This window comes from Streptomyces sp. NPDC005494 (assembly GCF_042872025.1).
GTDB lineage: Bacteria > Actinomycetota > Actinomycetes > Streptomycetales > Streptomycetaceae > Streptomyces.
Genome location: NZ_JBIAJR010000001.1, coordinates 101,157 through 122,087 on the forward strand (window position 1 = coordinate 101,157; position 20,931 = coordinate 122,087).

The following is a 20,931-nucleotide window of genomic DNA, read 5'->3' on the forward strand; positions in this document are numbered from 1 at the left end:
CCATACAGCGGTGCGGAATCAGGAGGTGCGTGGTCTTTCGCTGGTGCGGAATGCGGTGAAACCCGCGGTGCCCGAAGGCCCCGTGCCGGCCGGTGCCGTGGCGAAGAGGCCGAGCAGGGCTCCGACCCAGCGCCAGGGGGTGGCGGCGAAGACCTGGCCGGAACGGCGGAACCCGGCGCCGTCGCCGGTGTCGGCGTAGAAGCGGCAGCGGGCGCCCCGGGTGACCTCGATCCGGACCCAGACCTCTGCCCCGGGTGCGGGGCGGGGGTGTTCGGCGTCCCGCTCGTGCTCGGCCACGGCCTCGGCGTACCGGTGCACCAGCTGTGCCGTGCCGTCCGCCCCGGCCTCCAGGCCGATCCACGAGAAGGCGTCACCGAGGATGGCGAGCCCTGCTTTGGCGCCCGGCTCGCCCGTGTCCAGGGTGATGCCCACCTCGACGGTGAACTCCTCCGCGGGGAGCCGCTGCACCAGGACGTTGGGCAGGGCCCGCAGATCGTGGGCGTACGCGGTGCGTACGCAGCTCAGCCGCAGTCCGTCACCCGTGTGCCCGACGGTCCAGCCGGGCCGGGGGTTGGCCGTCCACTGCCACTGGCGGCCGTGGCGCCCGCCGGGGAAGTCGTCGCTGGACGCCGGCGCCCCGGCGGCCTGCTCCGGTGCGCGGGGCCGGCGGTGGACGAGGACGGGTTCGCCCTCGTCGCCGATGACCGGCCAGCCCGCCTCCCAGCGCATCGGCTGGAGGTGCACGACCCGGCCGTAGGCGCCGCGGTCCTGGAAGTGCAGGAACCAGTCCTCGCCCGCCGCGGTACGGACCCAGCCGCCCTGGTGCGGGCCGTTGACCTCGGTGCGGCCCTGCTCCAGGACGACGCGCTCCTCGTAGGGACCGTCGAAGGTCCGCGAACGGAAGGCACCCTGCCAGCCGGTCTCCACTCCCCCGGCGGGGGCGAAGATCCAGAAGTACCCGTCGTGCAGGTAGAGCTTGGGGCCTTCGAGGGTGAACCAGCCCGGGATCGTGTCGGCGTCGATCAGGGTGGTGCCCTCGTCGAGGAGTTCGCGTCCGTCGGGGCTCATCCGGTGCCCTGTGAGCCGGTTCTTGACGCCGGAGCGGGACTTCGCCCAGGCGTGCACCAGATAGGCCTCGCCGGTCTCCTCGTCCCACAGGGGGCAGGCGTCGATCAGGCCCTTGCCCCCCTTGACGAGGTGCGGGGCGCTCCAGGGTCCGCGGATGTCCTCGGCGTTGATCTGCTGGATGCCGTGGTCGGGGTCTCCCCAGAAGATCCAGAAGCGTCCGGCGTGGTGGCGCAGCGAGGGTGCCCACACGCCGCAGTCGTGCCGGGGTACGGAGAAGTCCGCGTCCGGCCCGAGCCGGTCCAGGGCGTGGCCGATGAGCGTCCAGTTGACCAGGTCGCGGGAGTGCAGCAGGGGCAGCCCCGGGACGCGGCCGAAGCTGGACGCGGTGAGGTAGTAGTCGTCGCCGACGCGCACGACGTCCGGGTCGGACCAGTCCGAGTTGAGGACCGGGTTGCGGTAGGTGCCGTCCCCGAGGTCGGCTCTCCAGACCGGTGTCATGCGGCGACCGCCTTCCGGACGTGGGCGGCGGCGGCGTCGCGGTCGAGGCGTCCGTCGGCGACGACGGTGACGACCCGGCGTACGACGGTGGCTCCGGCGGCGACGGGCAGCCGCCGGTCCGCGGCGAGGGACGAGCCGACGCCCGGGTACTCGGTGGTCCGTACGAACCACGGGTCGCGCCGGGTCTCCTCGGTCGCACCGGCGAACACGAGGGTCCAGCCGTCCCCGGCGAGGGCCAGCCAGTCGGCCGCCTTGCCGTGCACGGCCTCCTCGCCGTCGAGCGTCCCGCTGAAGACGGCCGGCGGCCGGGCCTCCTTGGGGGCCCGCCAGAAGAAGCCCCCGTATCCGGCGCCGGGACGGCCGTTGGTGGCGGGGCTGCCGATGGAGAGGTCACCGGTGCCCCGGTTGGTCAGGGAGAACGAGAAGTCCAGCGCCCAGGCCGTCGTGGAGAGTTCGGCGACGGCGACCGTGCGGTGCTCGCGCAGCAGTTCGGTGCCGGCGGCCTCCCAGCTGAGCTCCTCCACGAAACCGTCCGGGTCGCGGAGCTTCCAGCCGATGTGGCGCTGCGTGCCGTGGTTGTCGAGCTCGGTGGGTCCCTGGCCGCGGACGAAGGTGCGTCCGCCCCAGAAGTTGTGTCCGGCCACGTCGGGCACGGCGACGGAGGCTCCGAGGTGGTGGATGTGGTCGGCCGGGCGCTCCTCGGTGACGGGGGTTCCGGCGAGGGTGGTGACGGGGTGGAGGTAGGGTCGGCTGTCCGTCCCGGGCCGGTAGGTGTAGCGGCCCACGGGGCGTCCGGCGCAGCTGAGGAGTGCGGTGGTCACGGTGTGCTCACCTCGCTCGGGCGCGCCCAGGACGCGCCCAGTTCGGAGAAGAGGGTGAGGGTGTCGGCGGCGGCGGCGACGGTGCCGTCGATGCCACGCACGACACGCCGGTCCCCTCCGGCGGGCCCGTCGGGCCGGGTGTGCCAGGCCGTTGCGGGCAGGGCGGTGGGGTCGGGTGCGGTGCGCACGGCTTCGACGACCCGCATGAAGGCGCCCGTGCGCTCCGGCGGTACGAGGAGCGCGGTGCCGTGCTCCAGGTGGTCGACGAGGTTCTCCAGGAGGTCGGTCCGCCCGTGCACGGCCTCCTCGGGGCCGTGGCCGGCGCGCTGGACGAGGACGCGGTCCTGCTTGTACCAGAAGGTGACGCGGCCCCGGTCACCGTGCACGATCACGTACGGTTCCCCGGCCTTCTCGGCGCAGAGGGTGACCGCGACGGTGATCGGCAGCCCGCCGGTGGTGGTGACGCGGCAGCAGCTGGTGTCGTCGGACTCGATGTCGTGGGCCCGGAAGAGCTCGGTCTCGATGGAGGCGACGTCCTCGGCCGTGCCGCGGTCCGCCAGTTCGAGAGCGGTGGCGACGGCGTGCGCCAGCGGGTTGGTGAGCACCCCGTCGACCACGTCCGTGCCGCCGAGCCTGCGACGGCCGGCCCAGGGGGCGCGGCGGAAGTAGGTGTCGTCGCGGACCCAGGCGCCGGCGGCACCGATGCCGCGCACGTTCCCGATGGCTCCGGAGCGTACGAGTTCCTTGATGGCGGGCACCGCGTGGGACCCGAAGGACTGGAAGCCGATCTGGCAGGCGATGCCCGCCTCCCGTACGCCCTCGGTCATGCGGGCGTAGTCCGCCCAGGTGGCGGCGGGCGGCTTCTCCAGGAGGAGGTGGACGCCGCGGGAGGCCGCGGTCAGGGCGAGCTCGGTGTGCGTCGGGATCGGTGTGCAGATGACGGCGGCGCGTGCGCCGGTGGAGTCCAGGAGGGCGCCGAAGTCGGACGACTGCTCCGGGAGTTCACCGGCGAACGCTTCGAGTTCGTCCTCGGTCAGCGGGTTCAGTTCGCAGATCCCGGCGAGCCTGACCAGGCCCTGGTGCTGGAGCCTGCGGATGTTGGCGAGGTGCCAGCGGCCGTGGCCCCTGGCACCGGCCAGGACGAGGGGCAGGGGGGTGGTGGCGCTCATCGGCCCGCCCTCCCCGCTCCGGCCTCGCGGGCGACGTCGGCGGCGGCACGTTCGGCGCTGTCGACGGGGCCGTGCAGGGCGGGCGTCCAGCCGGTGTCGGGGCTGAGGTCCTGCTCGCTGCCTGAGTTGTAGGCGTTGTAGATGGAGACGAGGTCGACGGGGAAGCCGTTGAAGACGGTGCCGCGCTGGGTGAGGGCGCTGCCGTTCCAGCTCTTGACCAGGTCGGCGACCTCCACGTGGCCCGGTGCCTCGAAGGCGTTGTTCTCCGCGACGATCCGCGACTCGGTCGAGACGCCGATGGAGTAGCGGTGGTCGGCGTCCCCGGGGAGGACGTAGCGGTTGTTGTAGAGGTGGACCTGGCCGAAGCGGACGCGGGGCGCGCGCTGGACGACGGAGTGGAACTCGTTGTGGTGCAGGGTGACGCGGAGCTTGCCCCGGTCGGTGGTGACACCGTCGCCGTTGCCGATCAGCATCGCCTTGTCGTGGTCGGCGAACCGGCTCCAGGAGACGGTGACCAGGTCGGAGCCGTTGGTGATGTCGAGGAGCCCGTCGTGGCGCAGGAAGTTGCGCCCGAAGTAGGTGGGCTCGCGGTCGTCGGGGTGGCCCTTGTCGTCGGCGGTGACGTGGTCGACCCAGACGTGGGTGGCGCCGCGCAGCCACAGGGTGTCGTACGCCGTCTTCCAGTCGCCGAGTCCGCCGGTGTTGGGCTGCCAGGCCGGGAAGCAGTCGTAGGCGTCGCGCAGTGCGATGTTGCGGACGATGACGTTGTCGGCGCCGTCGACCCGCAGGCTCGCACCCTTGAGGACGGCGCTCGTGCCGACGCCGACGATCGTGGTGTTGGAGCCGACCAGCAGTTCGACGCGTTCGGCCTGGCGGGCGGCGGACGCCTTGCGGGCGTCCTCCTGTGCTCCGGCGGGCTTGGCGCCGCCCCAGGTGCGCGGGTCGTAGGCGGCGAGGTAGGCGTCCAGGTCGTAGCCGTCGGTGGCGTAGTCGGCGCAGTCCAGCCGCCGGCCGCGGTCGTCGGTGTTGGCGTCGACGGTCCCCGCGACCTTGATGATCTTGGGCGTCGGACTGCCGCCGTCGAGCGCCGCGACGAGCTGGGCGCGGTTGCGCACGGTGAAGACGTGGGCGTCGTCCGCCGTCGAGCCGCCGGTGGTTCCGGCGCCCTCGGCCGCCCAGCCGTCGCCGGCGGGGAGGACCTCGCGGCCGAGGTCGCGCTCCGGGGCGGCGGGCCGGGCCTCCGGCGCCGCGGTTGCGGCCTGGGCCCCGGCCTGGAGGGCCAGGCTGCCCAGCAGCAGGGCGAGCGCTGCGGCGACGCGGCGGGCGGCCCGGGGACGGGACGTCGGGATCATGTCCGTCATCCCTTCACCGCGCCGGCGCTGAAGCCGGTGATGAGCCACTTCTGGATGAAGGCGAAGACGATCACCACGGGCACCGCGGCGATGACACCGCCCGCGGCCAGTGCCCCGAGGTCGACGCTGTCGGCGCCGATCAGGGTGTTGAGGCCGACCGGGATCGTCTGCTTGTCCTGCTCGCTGAGGAACATCAGGGCGAACAGGAAGTGGTTCCAGCTGTGGACGAAGGCGAAGGAGCCGACGGCGATCAGGCCGGGGCGCAGCAGCGGCAGCACGACCGCGCAGAAGGCCTTGAAGCGCGAGCAGCCGTCCACCCAGGCGGCCTCTTCGAGGGAGACCGGCACGTTCTTGATGAAGCCGCTGATCAGGATGATCGACAGGGGGAGCTGGAAGACGGTCTCCGCGATGACGACGCTCCCGAGGGAGTTGATCATCTGGAGGTTCTTGAAGATCTCGAAGAGCGGTACGAGCATCAGCGCGCCCGGGATGAACTGCGAGCAGAGCAGCGCCAGCATGAAGGCGCCCTTGATCTTGAAGTCGAACCGGGCCAGGGCGTAACCGCCGGCCAGGGCGACCAGCGTCGTCGCGATCAGCGTCGCGACGCCGACGAGCATGCTGTTCTGGAAGAAGACCGCGAAGCTGCGTTCGTTCCAGACCTTGGAGAAGTGCTGCCCCGTCATGGGCCACGGCACGAGGGAGGTGGAGCCCGCGGGCCGTACGGCGAAGAGGAACATCCAGTAGAAGGGGATGAGCGTGAAGAGCAGGTAGATGCCGAGCGGCACGTAGATCTGCCAGCGCGGTACGTCGTCGAAGGCGCGCTCACGCTTGGCACGGCGGTGGGCGGGGGGCGGCGGGACGTCGTTCCCCGTGGACGGTCCCGGCGTGCGGGCGCTGTTCTTCTCTGCGAGTGCGGCAGTCACTTGTGGTCGCCTCCGAACTTGCTCAGGCGCAGATAGACGATCGAGCAGAAGAGGAGGATCACGAAGGCGACGGTGGTGAGCGCCGAGGCGTATCCGAAGTCGTGGCCCTCGATGCCGGTATTGGCGACGTAGAGCGGGAGGGTGGTGGTCTCACCCGCGGGCCCGCCCCCGGTGAGGGTGTAGAGCAGGTCGACGTTGTTGAACTCCCAGACCCCGCGCAGCAGGGTGGCGAGGATGATCGCGTCGCGCAGGTGCGGGAGGGTGATGTGGAAGAACTGGCGCATCCGCCCCGCTCCGTCCACCGACGCCGCCTCGTACAGTTCCTTGGAGACGGACTGCAGGTCGGCGAGGATGAGGATGGCGAAGAAGGGGACTCCGCGCCAGAGTTCGGAGATGGTCGCCGCCCAGAAGACGGTCCCGGTGTCGGAGAGCACCGAGGTGCCGTACTCGCCGATCCCGGCGTCCGCGAGGTAGCGGCTGAAGCCGGTCGAGGAGTTGTACAGCAGGATCCAGATGGTGCTGGTCAGCACGCCGGAGACGGCCCAGGGAGAGAAGACCATGGCGCGGGATATGCCGCGGCCGATGAAGGTCTGGTTGACGATCAGGGCGAGCGCGAGGCCGAGTGCGAGCTGCAGGGTGACCTGGGTGAAGACCCACTGGGCGCTGAAGCCGAGCGTCGACCAGAACTGGTCGTCCTCGGTGAAGATCCGGGTGAAGTTGTCGAAGCCGGCGAAGCCGTTCCGCCACGGCTTGGTGACGTTGTAGTTCTGCAGGCTGTAGTAGAAGACGCTGATGACCGGGTAGGCGATGAAGCCCACCATCAGCAGGCCCGCGGGCGCGATCAGCAGGTACGGCAGGCGGCGGGGACTTGCCGAGCGGCGCTTGGTCGCCTTCGCCTTGGGCGGCGGTGTGGCCACGGCTGTGTGGGCCATGACGCGTCTCCGATCTCTGGGAAGTGCTGGATGTGCCGTGCTTTCGGTGCATGGTGCAAGCGCTTACCGCATGCCGTTCGGCATCCCGGACAGGTGGTGCGCTGAATTCCGTGCGCCCGGTTCAGCCCGCGTACGGGTCGGGAACCTCTCCCTGCCTCGCCAGGAACGCGAAGTCGCATCCGGTGTCGGCCTGGGTGATCTGGTCCTGGTAGAGCGCGCCGTATCCGCGCCCGTAGCGGGCGGGCGGCTCGGACCACTCGGACCTGCGGAGCTCCATCTCCTCGTCGGACACGTCGAGATGGAGCAGCCGCGCCTCGACGTCCAGCGTGATCAGGTCCCCGGTGCGGACCAGGGCGAGCGGTCCGCCGACGAAGGACTCGGGGGCGATGTGCAGGACGCAGGCGCCGTAACTGGTGCCGCTCATGCGGGCGTCGGACAGCCGCACCATGTCGCGTACGCCCTGCTTCAGCAGGTAGTCGGGGATCGGCAGCATGCCGTACTCGGGCATGCCCGGTCCGCCCTTGGGGCCGGCGTTCCGCAGCACCAGCACGTGGTCCGGGGTGAGGGCCAGGGCCGGATCGTTGATGGTGCGCTGCATCTCCTTGTAGTCGTCGAAGACGACCGCGGGTCCGGTGTGACGCAGCAGGTGGGGCTCGGCGGCGATGTGCTTGATGACGGCGCCGTCGGGGCACAGGTTGCCGCGCAGCACCGCCACGCCGCCCTCCTCCGCCAGGGGGTTGTCGCGCTCCCGGATGACGTCGGCGTTGTGGACGAGCGCCCCGTCGAGCTGCTCGCGCATCGTGCCATGCGTGACCGTGGGCCGGTCCAGGTGGAGTACGTCGGTGAGCCGCGCCAGGAAACCCGGCAGCCCTCCGGCGAAGTGGAAGTCCTCCATGAGGTACTTGCCGCCGGGGCGGAGGTTGGCGAGGACCGGGACGGTGCGGGCGATGCGGTCGAAGTCGTCCAGGGTGAGTTTCACCCCGGAGCGGCCGGCCATGGCGATCAGGTGGATGACGGCGTTGGTGGAGCCGCCGAGGGCGAGGACGGTGGCGACGGCGTCCTCGTAGGCGTCGGCCGTGAGGATCTTCGACAACGTCAGCTGCTGCCACACCAGTTCGACGACGCGGAGGCCGGACTGCGCGGCCATCCGGTCGTGACCGGAGTCCACGGCCGGGATGGACGAGGCGCCCGGCACGGTGACCCCCAGCGCCTCGGCGGCGGCGGTCAGCGTGGAGGCCGTACCCATGGTCATGCAGTGGCCCGGCGAGCGGGCGAGCCCGTTCTCCAGCTCGGCCATCTCGCAGTCCCCGATGAGCCCGGCCCGCTTGTCGTCCCAGTACTTCCACATGTCCGTACCGGAGCCGAGGACCTCGTTGCGCCAGTGGCCCGGCAGCATCGGTCCGGCGGGCACGAAGACCGTCGGCAGGTCGACGGACGCGGCACCCATCAGCAGCGCCGGCGTGGACTTGTCGCAGCCGCCCAGCAGCACCGCGCCGTCGACGGGGTAGGAGCGCAGCAGCTCCTCCGTCTCCATCGCCAGCATGTTGCGGTAGAGCATCGGGGTCGGCTTCTGGAAGGTCTCCGAGAGCGTGGAGACCGGGAACTCCAGCGGGAAGCCGCCCGCCTGCCAGACGCCCCGCTTGACCGCCTGGGCGCGGTCGCGCAGGTGGACGTGGCAGGGGTTGATGTCGGACCAGGTGTTGAGGATCGCGATGACCGGCTTGCCCAGGTGCTCCTCGGGGAGGTAGCCGAGCTGCCGGGTGCGGGCGCGGTGGCTGAACGAGCGCAGGCCGTCCGTGCCGTACCACTGGTGGCTGCGCAGCTCCTCGGGGGCGATGCGGCGGCCCGTCGTGCCGTTGTCCGTCATATGGACCACCCGGCGACCTGGTCGGCGACCTCCGCGCGCTGCGCCTCGGGCAGGACCCGGCTCGGCGCGCGCACGTCACGGCGGCAGAGCCCGAGCGAGGCCAGCGCCTCCTTGACGACCGTCACGTTGTTGGCGGACTGCCGGTCGGCACGCAGTTCCTCGAAGCGGCGGATCTGCTCCCAGACCTTCATGGCCGCGGTGTAGTCGCCGGCCTTCAGCGCCTCCAGCATGCCGAGCGAGACGCCGGGCGCGACGTTGACGAGGCCGGAGGTGAAGCCGGTGGCGCCGGTGGCGAAGTAGGAGGGGGCGTAGAGCTCGGCGAGCCCTGCGACCCACACGAACCGCTCCAGGCCGGCGTCGCGGGCGAAGGCGCCGAAGCGCGCGGCGTCCGGGACGGCGTACTTCACGCCGATGACGTTGGGGCAGCTGTCGGCGAGCTCCGCGAGCGCCTCACCGGCCAGCAGCGGGTTGCGGATGTAGGGGACGACGCCGAGGTCCGGGACGGCTTCGGCGATGGCCCGGTGGTAGTCGATCCAGCCGTCCTGCGAGACGTAGGGGTGCACGGGCTGGTGCACCATCACCATCTCGGCCCCCGTGTCCCTGGCGTGCTCGGCGGCGGCGACCGCGGTGGGCACGTCGTGGCCCACCCCCACCAGGACGGTGGCGCGCCCGCCGGCCTCCTCGACGGTCAGCTCGGTGACGGTGCGCCGCTCGTCGGGGGTGAGCGCGTAGAACTCACCGGTGTTGCCGTTCGGGGTGACGATGCGGACGCCGCCGTCGAGCAGGCGCCTCAGCAGGACGCGGTGCGCCGGGACGTCGATGCTCCCGTCCTCGGCGAACGGGGTCACCGGGATCGCCACTACGTCTGCGAGGGCCGCCTTCAGCGGGGAGATGTCCATGCGGACTGGCCTTTCGTCGGAGTGCTGGTGAGTCGGATCCAGCGGGTGGTTCACGCCGTGTCACCCCCGTCTTCGTCGTCGGGGAACGCACGGCGTACGAACGATGCGATGTGGTCGTGCAGGGCTCCCGCGGCGGCATCCGCGTCGGCGGCCAGCGCGAGCCTGAGGATCTCGCGGTGCTCGGCCGCCTCGCGCTCCCAGGAGGGGATCGCCGACCAGGCCACGGTCGACACGAGTGCGGCCTGGTCGCGGACCTCGTCGAGCATCCGGCCGAGCAGCGGGTTGCCGCAGGGCAGGTAGAGCGCCCGGTGGAAGTCGCGGTTGGCGAGCGACCTGTCCGCCTTGTCGATCGCCGAGTCGGACCGCTCCAGGGCCTCCTGGGCCGCTTCCAGCGATGCCTGCCGGGTGATGGTGCGGCGCAGCGCCTCCGGCTCCAGGAGCAGGCGCACGTCGTAGACCTCCCGGGCCATGGCGGCGTCCACGAGGCGGACCGTGGCGCCCTTGTACTGGCTCATGACGACCAGTCCGGTACCGGCGAGTGTCTTCAGCGCCTCACGGACGGGGGTCTTCGACACCCCGAACTGGGCGGCGAGTTCGGTCTCCACGAGGGCCTGTCCCGGTCTCAGCTGCGCGGTGAGGATCGCGTGCTTGATCGCCTCCAGCACGTACTGGGTCCTGGAAGGGATCGGGGCAGGCGCAAAGGTCATGGAAAGGTGCTCTCACATCTCGCGTATCGCGTCTCATATATGACGTACGAAGTATGACGCGATGAAGCTAGAGCGGTGCGAATGTTTCGTCAACGCTTCTGGCAGAAGAAATTTGGTTTCGTCACCGGAAGCCGGAAAAGCCGCAGGTCCCCGGCGTGCACCGGGGACCTGCGGGTGGGACGTGTGCCGGCCGGTTCAGCCGCCGCGCAGGGCGGACAGGGCGTCGGTGACGGCACGCAGGTCCGGGCCGGAGGCCAGACCCGCGTGGTACAGGCGCAGTTCGCCCGCGCCGAGGGAGGCCGCGTGCGCGGCGTCCCGTGCCAGTGTGCCGGGGCTGCCGCCCATCCCGGTGACCAAGTTGAAGTTCGCGGCGAGCACGCCGGAGAGGCCTCTGTACGGGCCGAGCACCACCTCGCGCGCCGGGTCCGGTCCGGTGCACGGCAGCACGACCCCGTCCGCCGTGGACAGGATGTGCGCGGGGTCCGTCCCGACGTTGGCACCGGTGCGGTACGGCGCCGGGTCGGCGTGCAGCAGGACCTGGAAGTCCGGACTCGGCGCGGCGGCCCGCACCGCCGTCACAGCCGCCTCCTGGAGGCCCCTGGCGACCTGTGTGCGCCACCGCAGGGTGGCGTCGGCGAGGTCCTCGCCGAGCAGTTCCCCCACGCCGGACCAGCCGGCCTCGGCGGACCCCTGACCGGCCCAGACGGGTTCCAGCGCGCGGCGGACCGCCGCGCCCAGCCCGTCGGGGTCCAGCCCCACCGAGGCGTACCCGGCCCGGCAGTCGGCGCAGAAGCAGAGGGACATCAGATACTGCGCGGCGTCCCCGAGGCCCACCCCCGCGGTCTTGTCGTGGGCGTGCAGATGCGCGAAGCCGTACCAGCCGCACGACTCCAGCTCGGTTCCCGACGCCCCCGGCCGTACGGCGGCCTCGGCCGCCAGGTCCACCAGGTACGCGTGGACGGCGGGCTGCGCGATGCACGGCGCCCAGGGATAGCGGTCACCGTAGGCGTTGACCACGGAGGTGTCCGGATGTTCCGCCCCGAGCCGGGAGTTGTGCGCCAGGACCACCCAGGAGTGCACCTGGAGACCGGCGTCCGACAGCGCGTCGGCGGCCTCGGCGTACGGATCCTCCCCCGGCACCCAGGACTGCGGGTAAGGGCTCAGCTCGCGCCCCTTCCAGCGGGTGTCGTCCGGCGGGTAGAGCACCGCCGCGTGTTCGGCGGTGACGATCCGGTGGCCGGGGTGGCGCGGGGTCAGGGCCCGGGTGGAGTGATACGCGGAGGCGAGCGTCACCTGCTCGACACCGAGACCGGCAAGCCGTCCGGCCGCCTCGGGATCCCCTACGACGTCCCAGGGGTACAGGAAGGCGGAGGCCTTCACTTCGCCTCCTCCGTGCCGTACTTCTCCAGCAGGGCGCGGCCGTTCGCGATGATCGCGGTCAGCTCCTCGACGTGCGCCGCCGTGGGCTCGGTGAGCGGGGTGCGCACCGGTCCGACGTCCAGACCCTCCAGCCGGACGGCCGCCTTGACCAGCGAGACGGCGTAGCCCCGGCCCTTGGCCCGGAGTTCGACGAGCGGCCGGTAGAAGTGGTCGAGCAGCGCGTTGACCTGGTCGTCGTCGCCGGATTCCAGCGCCCGGTAGAAGGCCAGGGCGATGTCGGGGGCGAAGGCGAAGACGGCGGAGGAGTAGAGCGTGACGCCGATGCCCCGGTAGGCGAGCCCCGTCAGTTCGGCGGTGGGCAGCCCGTTGAAGTACAGGAAGTCCTCACCCGGCAGTCCGGTGCGCACGGCGCTGACGGTGCGCTGCATCAGGTCGAGGTCGCCGACGCCGTCCTTCAGCCCGATGATCCCGGGAGTGGCGGCCAGGGCGAGGACGGTCTCCGGGGTGAAGACCGCGTTGTCCCGCTGATAGACGATCGTCTCCAGCGAGGTCGCGGCGGCGAGGGCGGCGTAGTGGGCGAGCAGCCCCTCCTGGCCGGCGACGACGAGGTAGGGCGGCATGGCGAGCAGCCCGTCCGCCCCCGCCTCCTCGGCGAGCTTCGCGTACTGGATCGCGAGCGCCGTGCCGTAACCGGCGCCCGCGACGACGGGCACCCGCCCCGCCGTCTCCTCGACGGCGGCGGCCACGAGGAGGCGGAACTCGTCGGGGGCCAGCGCGTGGAACTCGCCGGTGCCGCAGCAGGCGAAGACGGCTGCCGCGCCGGCGTCGACGCCCTTGCGCACGTGTGCGCGGAAGGCGTCGAGATCGACGGCGCCGTCCGGCCCGTAGGCGGTGACGGGGAAGAAGAGCGGCCCGGCGACGTCGGTGAGTCGGGCGGCAAGGGGGGCTGAGGTCACGGGCGCTCCCTGAGCAGATTCAGGCGTGCACAATTATGATCGATGTCCATATTCATGAACGCTGCCACGCTAAGGCAGCCGTACGGCGCAGGTCAAGACGCGAACACCCGACTCGGGCCCGGATCGTTCGAGTGGGCACCGCACTTGACGCGGTCCGCCCGGAGTTCTTAGCGTGTCCACGCATGTGAATGTGATCCATGCATTTGACGCTCCGGGCGGGTTGCGCCATGTCCGCGCGCCGCGCGTACCTTGCTGTCCGTACGTCCAGCTCCGCGCAGCACCTTGCCGCACCTGTCCGCGCACGCCGCGCCCGCGTCCTGCGCCCGCACCGAGGAGATCCCCGTATGCCCGCTCCCCGCACCGTTCTGCTCACCGGCGCCGCCGGCGGCCTCGGCACCCTCATGCGGGGACTGCTCCCCGCCTACGGCTACGACCTCCGGCTCCTCGATCTCACCCCCATCGAGGGTGAGCCCGGCGCCGTCACCGCGGACCTGGGCGACAAGGACGCCCTCCGGGAAGCCGTGCGGGGCGTCGACGCGATCATCCACCTCGCGGGCATCTCCCTGGAAGCCTCGTTCGACAAGATCCTGCGCTCCAACATCGAGGGCACCTACAACCTCTACGAGGCGGCGCGCGAGGAGGGTGTCGGACGCATCGTGTTCGCCTCCTCCAACCACGCCATCGGCTACACCCCGCGCCCCCTGCCCGGCGACCCGCTGATCCCGGTGGAGACCCCCCGGCGCCCCGACACCTTCTACGGCCTGTCGAAGTCGTTCGGCGAGGACCTCGCCCAGTTCTACTGGGACAAGCACGGCCTGGAGACCGTCTCGGTGCGCATCGGATCCTGCTTCATGGAGCCGACGTCGGTGCGGATGCTGTCCGTCTGGATGAGCCCCGGCGACGGGGCGCGCCTCTTCCACGCCGCCCTGACCGCCGAGGACGTGGGGCACACCGTGGTCTACGGCTCCTCCGACAACACCCGTCTGTGGTGGGACCTGACGAGCGCCCGCGCCCTCGGGTACGACCCGCAGGACGACTCCGAGCAGTACGCGGACAAGCTCGTCGCCGAGCACGGCGAGCTCGACCCGGAGAACCCCGACCACGCCCACATCGGCGGTCACTTCGTCACGGACCCGCCGATCTGGCCCTACTGAGGCCCTCGGCCGGTCCGGCAACCGAGGCCCTCGGCCGGTCCCGGGAAAACGCCGTGCCCCGGCGCGCCGGAAGGTGCACCATACGGCCATGCCCAGACCTTCCGGATTCCGGTACGAGCAGCACGGTGACGCGAGCGTCACCCTCACCCACCACGGCCGCCCCGCGGGCACCCTGCGCGGCGGCCGGGCGGAGAAGTTCCTGGCCGAAGTGGCGTCGGGCGACGCCCAGCTCGTCATGGCGCGCTGGACGGGCGCATACCGGCACGGCAACGAGCGGACCGCGCGGGACCACCCCCGCAACCGGGCCGGCGGCAGGCACTGAGCCGTACGGATCAAGCCGCCGAAGGTAAGGGAACGGCAAAGCCGGGTCGTTCGTTACCCCGTGCATGACCGCAATGACCCCCGGCTCGAACATCCCTCTCTCCGCCGCCCGCGTGGCGGTGGACGTCGCCGCCCCCGTGCGGCTCGACGTCTCGGGCCTGCTGCTCACCGCCGACGGCAAGGTGCGCTCCGACGACGACTTCATCTTCTACAACCAGCCCTCGGGCCCCGGCGTGACCTACCGCTCGGGCGGCGGGTCCGCGCCCGACGCGATCGTGGTGGACACCACCGCGGTCCCCCCGGGCATCGAGAAGATCGTCGTCACCGCGAGCCCCGACGCCGCGGGCCAGACCTTCCAGGGCGTCGAGCCCACCGCCACCGTGCGCAACGCGGACGACGGCGGCGTGCTCGCCACCTTCACCCCGCCGCAGCTGGGCAGCGAGACGGCACTGGTGGTCATCGAGATCTACCTGCGCAACGGCGCCTGGAAGGCCCGCGCCGTCGGCCAGGGCTACGCGAACGGCCTGGCGGGCATCGCCACCGACTTCGGCGTCTCGGTGGAGGAGCCCGCGGCGGCCACCCCGCCCGCACCGGCGGCGGCGCCCCTCGCTCCGCCGGCCGCACCGCCCGTCGCGCCCCGGACCACTACCCCGCCCGTGGACCCGCGAATCGCTCCCCCGGCTCCCCCGGCGCCGCCCGCACCCGCCGGCTCCGGCAAGATCAATCTCGACAAGGGCCGGGTCAGCCTCCAGAAGAACCAGACGGTGTCCCTGGTCAAGGGCGGCCGGCCGCTGCTCTCGCAGGTCAAGATGGGCCTCGGCTGGGAGCCCGCGTTCCGCGGCAAGGACATCGACCTCGACGCCTCGGTGATCGCCTTCGGCCCCAACCGCAATCACCTGGACAGCTGCTACTTCGGCAAGCTCTCCATCCTGAACGGCGCGATCAAGCACTCCGGCGACAACCTCACGGGTGAGGGCGCGGGCGACGACGAGGTGATCGTCGTGGACCTCGGCCGGATCCCCGCGGACGCGACGGGCCTGGTGTTCACGGTCAACTCGTTCACCGGCCAGAAGTTCACCGAGGTCGCCAAGGCCTACTGCCGGCTGATCGACGCCGCCACGGGCGAGGAGCTCGTCCGCTTCGACCTGACCGGCGCGGAGCCGCAGACCGGCGTGATGATGGCCAAGCTGATCAAGCAGTTCTCCGGCGAATGGGAGATGACCGGTATGGGTGAGTTCGTGAAGTCGCGGACCGTCCGGGGCATGGTGAAGCCGGCCGCGAAGGCCCTGTAGGGCCGCCGTCGGCCGCCCCGGAACGGCTTCCGGGGCACCCGAGGGGTCTCAACCCCAGGGTGCCCCGGATCCGGAAGTTTCCGGTGGGACGCGGTGCGTGCTCGTTCTCTCTCTCAGAGCTTGGTCAGCTTGGAGTACGGGCTCAGGATCCTCCCCTGGCGCCCCGAGAAGTCGATGAGCACCGCGTCGTTGTCGCCCTCGACGGCGAGGACTCGCCCGAGGCCGAACTGGTCGTGCGACACCCTGTCGCCCACATCGAAGCATTCGACCGGTGGGGCCTCCTGGGCCGGGCGGTTGAAGGGACTGGAAGGCAGGTGACGCCGGGAACCGGCTGACTGTTTCATTACGGTCGAGTATGCGCCCTGGGAGCCCTCGACGCCATGCCCGACCGCTCCGGAGCGGTCAGTAGTGCCGCATTCGTAATCAGCGCTGCCAAGGCCAGACCGCGCTCCTGCCCGCTTCCAGCAAGGGCACCATGCGGAAAGCCGCGTCGGAAAGACCCCCGAACGTGTGGCGGTTGTCGCTTCCGGACGGCGCGTGCCCGACCCGGTATCCGGCGAGGTTCCAGGTGTAGACGGGCACGGTCGGCGGGATGCCCTCGGTGGCGTCGCCGTAGTGGGTGAAGGAGGCCTGCTCGTCGGTGACGATCAGTACCCGGTCGTGTGCGCGGTAGTGCTTGCGCACCGCCCGCACGGTGTCGGTCCCGCCGAGGTCGCCGAAGCGCTCCAGGACCTTCAGCACGGATTCACCCCTGCGGTGGGTCACCGGCGCGCTGGTCGTACCGAACTCGACCAGGTCGGCGTCGTCGGCCCGCAGCGCAAGCGCCGCGCCGAAGACGGCCGCCGCGTCGGCCCGGTTCAGCTGGGAGCGGTCCGACAGCGGGGACCACATCGAGCCTGACCGGTCGACGAGGACCAGCGTGCGGCCGGGGAGCGCAGGGACGTTCCCCAGCGAGTGCCCGAGCGCCTGCTCCAGCGGGTAGGCCCACCGCAGCGACGGGGCGTGCTGGTACGCCGCCAGGTAGCGGAAGGGGAACTGCCGCGAGGCCACGACGGCCTCCGGGTCGCTGATCCGCGCCGCCACCCCGGCAGCGACCTGGTCCGAGACCCCCGCCTCGTCGAAGTTGCGCAGGTTGCGTACGAGCGCCATGGACCCCATGGACGGGATCACGGCCTCCCAGGCCGCGGCGTCCATCGGCCCCTGCAGCCATCCCGCGAGCGCCTCCCAGGTCATGCCCGCCTCGGCCAGCTGCTCCGCGCCTCCGGGCCCGGTGACCACCGCGCGGCGCTCGGCGACCGGCACCGCCATCAGGGCCTGGTGGGCGGTGAGGGTGGTGTCCGACGCGGGCGGGACGGCGTCCTCGGGGTGGTGCCTGCGGTCCAGGGCGTAGCGGAACAGCTCGCCCTGCCAGGGCTTGGCGGGGTCGGGCGCGGCGTGCACCAGGTTCAGGACGTCACCGAAGCGGTAGCCCTTGGACGCGGTGTCGTACTTCAGCAGTGCCTTGCCGTTGTAGAGCCGGCGCACGGCGTCGGCGATGCCTCGCTTGACCGGCTTGGGCACGGCGCGGCCGTACCGCGAGGTCCAGTAGCCGAGCAGTTCACCGGGCTCGTCCGGGCGCAGCAGCACCGAGTCCACGACCTGGCGGTTGGAGGGGCCGTCCACCGCACCGGCGTCGAGCCGCGCCTTCACGTATTCGGCGGCGCCGACGAGGGACGCCGTGCGCATCTGTCCCTCGCGGCGCAGCCAGCTCAGCAGCCCCGCCGTCCACTCCGGGTCCTCGACGGCCAGGGTCCGCACGAGTGCGGCGAACCGGGTGTCGCGCTCCCCGCCGTCCTCGTAGAACGTCTGCTGCGACACGAAGTTCGCGACGGCCAGCAGGAAGAGCTCGGACCGGGAGTCCCTGAGGTGTCCCGTGCCGCCCTGGTGGTTGAGGGTGGTGCGGCCGGTCGTCCGCACGGGCGAGGTGACGAGGGGACGCGCGGAGCGGGTGTTGAAGCGAGCCATGTGAATTCCCCCGAATTCATGGGGGAGGGCACAGCGGTGGGGTGCCCGAGATCGGAATCGGCGACGGTTTGCCGATGCTCTACCCGATTGAGCTACCGGCCGGGGCCGGGCGGGACTCGAACCCGCAACCGTCGAATCAGGAAGTAACCGTCGCCTGCGCACCGGGCACCCCGGCGCTCGTGCCTCCCGAGGTCAGGACGGCTGCGGCGTGATTTCGGGAAAGGAAGTAGCCGCTGCCTTCGCACCGGGAGGTGCATGGCCATGACCATAGAAGAGCGACCGCGCGGCGCGCGAAGGAATTTCCTCCCCCGGCACCGCGCGGCTTTCGTCACTTGTTGGGCTGGCGCTTCCACGGACCCGTGATGGCGAGCATGATGCCCGGGGTCTGGATGTTGGCGAACAGCGTCTTTCCGTCGGGCGAGAAGGTGACCCCGGTCAACTCGCTGTAGGAGGGGTCCTCCTCCGTTCCGTCGTTCAGTTCGTTGCGGGCGATCGGGTAGGTGCGGCCGCTGTCGGTCGCCCCGAAGAGGTGCTGGATGCCGTTGCCGTCCTCGGAGATGACGATGCCGCCGTACGGCGAGACGGTGATGTTGTCCGGGCCGTCGAGGGCGCCGTCCACGGACGGGTCCGGGTTGACGCCGAGGAGGACCTTCAGGGTGATCGTGCGGCGCTTGGGGTCGTAGAACCAGACCTGACCGTCGTGCGCCACGGGGCTCTCGCTCCGGGCGAACGAGGAGACGAAGTAGGCACCGCCGTCGCCCCACCACATGCCTTCGAGCTTGCGGGCGCGGGTGACCTGGCCGTCGGTGAACTGCTTGCGCACGGAGACGGTCTTCGCGTCGCGGTCGGGCACGTCGACCCAGTCCACGCCGTAGACGGTCCCGATCTCGGTGGCACGCGACAGGTCGTCGACGAACGCGCCCTTCTTGTCGAAGCACTTGGTGGCCTGGAGGACACCGGCGTCGTCGGCGAGCGTGCGCAGCTTGCCGCGGCCGTGCTTGAAGCCCTTCGGCGGAACCCAGCGGTAGAGCAGGCCGTTGGGGCCGGACGCGTCCTCGGTCAGGTAGGCGTGACCCTGCTTCGGGTCGATGACGACGGCCTCGTGGGCGTAGCGGCCGAAGGCCTTGATGGGGCGCGGGTCGCGGTTGGCGCGCTTGTCGTACGGGTCGACCTCGAAGACGTAGCCGTGGTCCTTGAGGAGGCCGTTCTTGCCGGCCTTGTCCTCGGTCTCCTCGCAGGTGAGCCAGGTGCCCCACTCGGTGCTGCCGCCCGCGCAGTTGGTCGACGTACCGGCGATGCCGACCCACTCGGCGGTACGGCCGTCACGGCGCGTCTCCACGACGGTGCAGCCGCCGGCCGCGACCGGGTCGTAGACGAGTCCCTCCGTGAGCGGGACCGGGTACTGCCAGCCGGCGCGGGTACCGCTCAGCTCGTGGTTGTTGACGAGGAGCGTGACACCGCGGGGCCCCTCGAAGGCGGCGGTGCCGTCGTGGTTGGACGGGGTCGGCTCGCCGGTCTCCAGCTTGGTGACACCGCTGTGGGTGAGGACGCGGTACGAGAATCCGGCGGGCAGCGCGAGGATCCCGTCGGGGTCGGGGATCAACGGGCCGTAGCCCAGCTCCTTGCCGTGGCCCTTGCCGTCCTCGCCGTGGCCGTGACCGTGGCGGGCGTCCTCCGCGGCGAGGGCGCCGGGAGCGGTGGCCAGGGCGCCCACGGCGCCGGTGAGGGCGATGCCGGCCCCGGTGAGAGCTGACTGTCTGGTGAATTCCCTGCGCGTGACTGACATCGCGGACTCCTGGTGGTACGTGGCCGGGTGGTTGGCGTGATCACGCTCCCTCCCCAGGACCAACAGCAGTTGAACGACGTACGACGCCGAGCGGGCTCTCTGATCAAGCCCTCCGGCGATCAGGGACAAATCCCGTCACCCCGCGAGGTTCCGGCCGGGCGCGGCGCACCACGCCTGGCCGAAAAGCCTCCCTGTCCGGCTGCCGGGCCCTCCGCCTCTCAGTCCTTGGCGCGCGAACGGGCCTTGAAGGCCGCCTTGCGGGCCTCCTTCGCGATCTTCCGGTCACGGTGCAGCCGGCCCACCGCCTCCAGCACCTCGGACGTCGCGGGGTGCTCGACCCTCCATGCCTCGTCGAAGAAGCCGCTGTGCTGGCCGGAGAGCCCTTCCACCAGCTCCTGGAGCTCGTCCAGATCGCCGTCGGCGTCCAGTTGCGCGGCGATCGTGTCGACGGCGAGCCAGAAGATCATCGACTCGGGAGGCGCGGGCACGTCCCCCGCGCCGCGCTCCACGAGCCAGACGCGCGCCAGCCCGCCGAGTTCGGGGTCGCCGAGCACCGCGCGCACGGCGGGCTCCGCCTCCGGGCCGACCAGGGCGAGGGCCTGTTGGCAGTGGAGCCTGCGCAGCGGGGCGCGCCGGTCGGCGCCGCGTGCCGCACCCAGGAGTTCGGCCGCGGCGGTCTCGGCGCCTGCGGCGCCGCGCCGGGCGAGCCACAACCCGACCTCGGAGCGCGCGGCCTCCTCGGGGTAGTAGGCGATGCCGTCGAGGAGCGCGTCGGCGCCCTTGTCGGCGAGGTCGCCGACGGCGGGCGCGTCCACCCCTGCCTCCAGCATCCGCTCCCGGATGCCGTAGAGGCCGAGCGGAGTCAGCTTCACCAGGCCGTAGCGGGTGACGTCCTCGTCGTCGGCGGGCGGAGTGGCCTCCTCGCCCTCCTCGGTGAGCAACGACTCGTCCACCGGCCGGTATTCGACGATCCCGATGGGTTCGAGCACCCGGAACTGGTCGTCCAGCCGCATCATGGCCTCCGACACCTGCTCCAGGACGTCGTCGGTGGGCTCGCCCATGTCCTCGGGCACCACCACGGACGCGGCGAGGGCGGGCAACGGCACCGGCGCATCGGCGGGGCCCGCCTCGGAGACGGTCAGCAGGTAGAGGTTGGCGAGCACCCCGTCGAGGAATTCGGCCTCCGCCTCCGGGTCCCAGTCCAGGGCGTCGAAGTCGACGCTGCCGTCCTCGCCGATGAGGTCGGCGAAGTCGTCGAAGGCCGGGGCGGTGGCGTCCGCGTGCACGGCGTCCAGACCGTCGAGCCAGATCGCGAGGACGTCCTGCGGGGATCCCGATGTGAGCAGGGCGAGATTCTCCCCGGCGGTGGCGGTGCCCTCGGCGTCGTCACCCGCGGTCTCGTCCAGACCGTCCTCGTCCTGCGGGTCCTCCACGTCGACGAGCCCGGTGTCGACGGCGAGGCGCCACGCCTCGCTCGCGTACGCGGCGCCGTCCTCGTCGTCGGCGAGCCCGAGATGCTCGGCCGCCGCGGGCAATTGGGCCTCGACGAGTTCGCCCCCGGCGCCGACACGCGTGCCGGGCCCGGCCCAGCGGGCGAGGCGGACGGCGCGGACGAGCAGCGGAGCGGCCAGCGCGTCCCGTGCCAGCTCGGCCTCGGAGTGCAGCCGCACCGGCGGCAGGGAGGGGCGCTCTGCGGACATCAGGGTGTTCTCCTCGGGGCGTGCGCGGGCTGTGTGCGGGGCCGGACCGGCGCGTACGGGGTCCACGGCCGCGGCCCCAGCCTAGACCGCATTTCGTCCCGA

Annotated in this window: 18 protein-coding genes; 3 read left to right on the plus strand and 15 right to left on the minus strand. The window is 71.6% G+C overall.

The annotated features are described in order from the left end of the window. Positions 1-18: 18 nt before the first annotated feature. The 11 genes from ACFYQ6_RS00505 to ACFYQ6_RS00555 form a co-directional block, all read right to left on the minus strand. Positions 19-1,566, minus strand: coding sequence for a family 43 glycosylhydrolase (locus tag ACFYQ6_RS00505; RefSeq protein ID WP_388759475.1), 1,548 nt, complete (start codon positions 1,564-1,566; stop codon positions 19-21). Next, positions 1,563-2,387 carry a PmoA family protein gene (locus ACFYQ6_RS00510; RefSeq protein ID WP_361580281.1) on the minus strand — a complete coding sequence of 275 codons (825 nt, stop codon included), beginning with the start codon at positions 2,385-2,387 and terminating at the stop codon, positions 1,563-1,565. Before ACFYQ6_RS00510 ends, ACFYQ6_RS00505 begins: the two co-directional genes overlap by 4 nt. Next, positions 2,384-3,556 carry a Gfo/Idh/MocA family oxidoreductase gene (locus ACFYQ6_RS00515; protein ID WP_361580279.1) on the minus strand — a complete coding sequence of 391 codons (1,173 nt, stop codon included), beginning with the start codon at positions 3,554-3,556 and terminating at the stop codon, positions 2,384-2,386. Before ACFYQ6_RS00515 ends, ACFYQ6_RS00510 begins: the two co-directional genes overlap by 4 nt. Next, the gene (locus ACFYQ6_RS00520) at positions 3,553-4,908 is read right to left on the minus strand and encodes a pectate lyase (RefSeq protein WP_361580277.1); all 1,356 of its coding nucleotides are present in this window, start codon (positions 4,906-4,908) and stop codon (positions 3,553-3,555) included. Before ACFYQ6_RS00520 ends, ACFYQ6_RS00515 begins: the two co-directional genes overlap by 4 nt. Positions 4,909-4,913: 5 nt before the next feature. Continuing rightward, positions 4,914-5,831 (minus strand): carbohydrate ABC transporter permease, encoded by a 918-nt coding sequence (locus ACFYQ6_RS00525; protein WP_361580275.1) that lies wholly within the window; start codon positions 5,829-5,831, stop codon positions 4,914-4,916. Next, a complete protein-coding gene (locus ACFYQ6_RS00530) occupies positions 5,828-6,763 on the minus strand; it encodes a sugar ABC transporter permease (protein ID WP_356736315.1) in 936 nt (311 codons plus the stop codon). Before ACFYQ6_RS00530 ends, ACFYQ6_RS00525 begins: the two co-directional genes overlap by 4 nt. 121 nt (positions 6,764-6,884) lie before the next feature. After that, on the minus strand, positions 6,885-8,630 hold the full coding sequence (araD, locus tag ACFYQ6_RS00535; protein WP_388759480.1) for an L-arabinonate dehydratase: 1,746 nt from the start codon (positions 8,628-8,630) through the stop codon (positions 6,885-6,887). Next, a complete protein-coding gene (locus tag ACFYQ6_RS00540; RefSeq protein ID WP_361580270.1) occupies positions 8,627-9,529 on the minus strand; it encodes a dihydrodipicolinate synthase family protein in 903 nt (300 codons plus the stop codon). The genes araD and ACFYQ6_RS00540 overlap by 4 nt, the downstream gene beginning before the upstream one ends. A 50-nt stretch (positions 9,530-9,579) precedes the next feature. Next, entirely contained in the window at positions 9,580-10,236 is a 657-nt protein-coding gene (locus tag ACFYQ6_RS00545) for a GntR family transcriptional regulator (RefSeq protein ID WP_361580268.1), read from the minus strand. 195 nt (positions 10,237-10,431) lie between these two features. After that, positions 10,432-11,616, minus strand: a complete 1,185-nt coding sequence (locus tag ACFYQ6_RS00550) for a hypothetical protein (protein WP_388759484.1) — start codon at positions 11,614-11,616, stop codon at positions 10,432-10,434. Further along, complete coding sequence (locus ACFYQ6_RS00555; RefSeq protein WP_388759487.1) at positions 11,613-12,572, minus strand: 5-dehydro-4-deoxyglucarate dehydratase; 960 nt, start codon at positions 12,570-12,572, stop codon at positions 11,613-11,615. Before ACFYQ6_RS00555 ends, ACFYQ6_RS00550 begins: the two co-directional genes overlap by 4 nt. 344 nt (positions 12,573-12,916) lie before the next feature. Here ACFYQ6_RS00555 and ACFYQ6_RS00560 point away from each other — a divergent pair, with 344 nt between their 5' ends. The 3 genes from ACFYQ6_RS00560 to ACFYQ6_RS00570 all read left to right on the plus strand — a co-directional run bounded on the left by ACFYQ6_RS00560 (position 12,917) and on the right by ACFYQ6_RS00570 (position 15,339). Next, a complete protein-coding gene (locus ACFYQ6_RS00560; RefSeq protein ID WP_361580262.1) occupies positions 12,917-13,726 on the plus strand; it encodes an NAD(P)-dependent oxidoreductase in 810 nt (269 codons plus the stop codon). A gap of 88 nt (positions 13,727-13,814) precedes the next feature. After that, positions 13,815-14,048, plus strand: a complete 234-nt coding sequence (locus ACFYQ6_RS00565) for a hypothetical protein (RefSeq protein ID WP_361580260.1) — start codon at positions 13,815-13,817, stop codon at positions 14,046-14,048. A gap of 64 nt (positions 14,049-14,112) precedes the next feature. Continuing rightward, a complete protein-coding gene (locus tag ACFYQ6_RS00570) occupies positions 14,113-15,339 on the plus strand; it encodes a TerD family protein (RefSeq protein WP_361580258.1) in 1,227 nt (408 codons plus the stop codon). A 113-nt stretch (positions 15,340-15,452) separates the two neighbouring features. On the opposite strand, the gene ACFYQ6_RS00575 is transcribed toward ACFYQ6_RS00570, so the two are convergent. The 4 genes from ACFYQ6_RS00575 to ACFYQ6_RS00590 all read right to left on the minus strand — a co-directional run bounded on the left by ACFYQ6_RS00575 (position 15,453) and on the right by ACFYQ6_RS00590 (position 20,829). Next, positions 15,453-15,683 (minus strand): hypothetical protein, encoded by a 231-nt coding sequence (locus ACFYQ6_RS00575; RefSeq protein WP_356736297.1) that lies wholly within the window; start codon positions 15,681-15,683, stop codon positions 15,453-15,455. Positions 15,684-15,762: 79 nt separating this feature from the next. Then, positions 15,763-17,343, minus strand: a complete 1,581-nt coding sequence (locus tag ACFYQ6_RS00580; protein ID WP_388759491.1) for a TROVE domain-containing protein — start codon at positions 17,341-17,343, stop codon at positions 15,763-15,765. A gap of 328 nt (positions 17,344-17,671) precedes the next feature. After that, entirely contained in the window at positions 17,672-19,129 is a 1,458-nt protein-coding gene (locus ACFYQ6_RS00585) for an alkaline phosphatase PhoX (RefSeq protein WP_361580254.1), read from the minus strand. Positions 19,130-19,347: 218 nt separating this feature from the next. Continuing rightward, a complete protein-coding gene (locus ACFYQ6_RS00590) occupies positions 19,348-20,829 on the minus strand; it encodes a hypothetical protein (protein ID WP_361580252.1) in 1,482 nt (493 codons plus the stop codon). Positions 20,830-20,931: the final 102 nt, after the last annotated feature.

Bases quoted from the DNA above. Each gene is read 5' to 3' on its own strand.
- ACFYQ6_RS00505 (WP_388759475.1), bottom strand. From the start codon at position 1,566: ATGACACCGGTCTGGAGAGCCGACCTCGGGGACGGCACCTACCGCAAC.
- ACFYQ6_RS00515 (WP_361580279.1), bottom strand. From the start codon at position 3,556: ATGAGCGCCACCACCCCCCTGCCCCTCGTCCTGGCCGGTGCCAGGGGC.
- ACFYQ6_RS00520 (WP_361580277.1), bottom strand. From the start codon at position 4,908: ATGATCCCGACGTCCCGTCCCCGGGCCGCCCGCCGCGTCGCCGCAGCG.
- ACFYQ6_RS00530 (WP_356736315.1), bottom strand. From the start codon at position 6,763: ATGGCCCACACAGCCGTGGCCACACCGCCGCCCAAGGCGAAGGCGACC.
- araD (WP_388759480.1), bottom strand. From the start codon at position 8,630: ATGACGGACAACGGCACGACGGGCCGCCGCATCGCCCCCGAGGAGCTG.
- ACFYQ6_RS00540 (WP_361580270.1), bottom strand. From the start codon at position 9,529: ATGGACATCTCCCCGCTGAAGGCGGCCCTCGCAGACGTAGTGGCGATC.
- ACFYQ6_RS00545 (WP_361580268.1), bottom strand. From the start codon at position 10,236: ATGACCTTTGCGCCTGCCCCGATCCCTTCCAGGACCCAGTACGTGCTG.
- ACFYQ6_RS00560 (WP_361580262.1), top strand. From the start codon at position 12,917: ATGCCCGCTCCCCGCACCGTTCTGCTCACCGGCGCCGCCGGCGGCCTC.
- ACFYQ6_RS00565 (WP_361580260.1), top strand. From the start codon at position 13,815: ATGCCCAGACCTTCCGGATTCCGGTACGAGCAGCACGGTGACGCGAGC.
- ACFYQ6_RS00570 (WP_361580258.1), top strand. From the start codon at position 14,113: ATGACCGCAATGACCCCCGGCTCGAACATCCCTCTCTCCGCCGCCCGC.
- ACFYQ6_RS00575 (WP_356736297.1), bottom strand. From the start codon at position 15,683: ATGAAACAGTCAGCCGGTTCCCGGCGTCACCTGCCTTCCAGTCCCTTC.
- ACFYQ6_RS00580 (WP_388759491.1), bottom strand. From the start codon at position 17,343: ATGGCTCGCTTCAACACCCGCTCCGCGCGTCCCCTCGTCACCTCGCCC.
- ACFYQ6_RS00585 (WP_361580254.1), bottom strand. From the start codon at position 19,129: ATGTCAGTCACGCGCAGGGAATTCACCAGACAGTCAGCTCTCACCGGG.
- ACFYQ6_RS00590 (WP_361580252.1), bottom strand. From the start codon at position 20,829: ATGTCCGCAGAGCGCCCCTCCCTGCCGCCGGTGCGGCTGCACTCCGAG.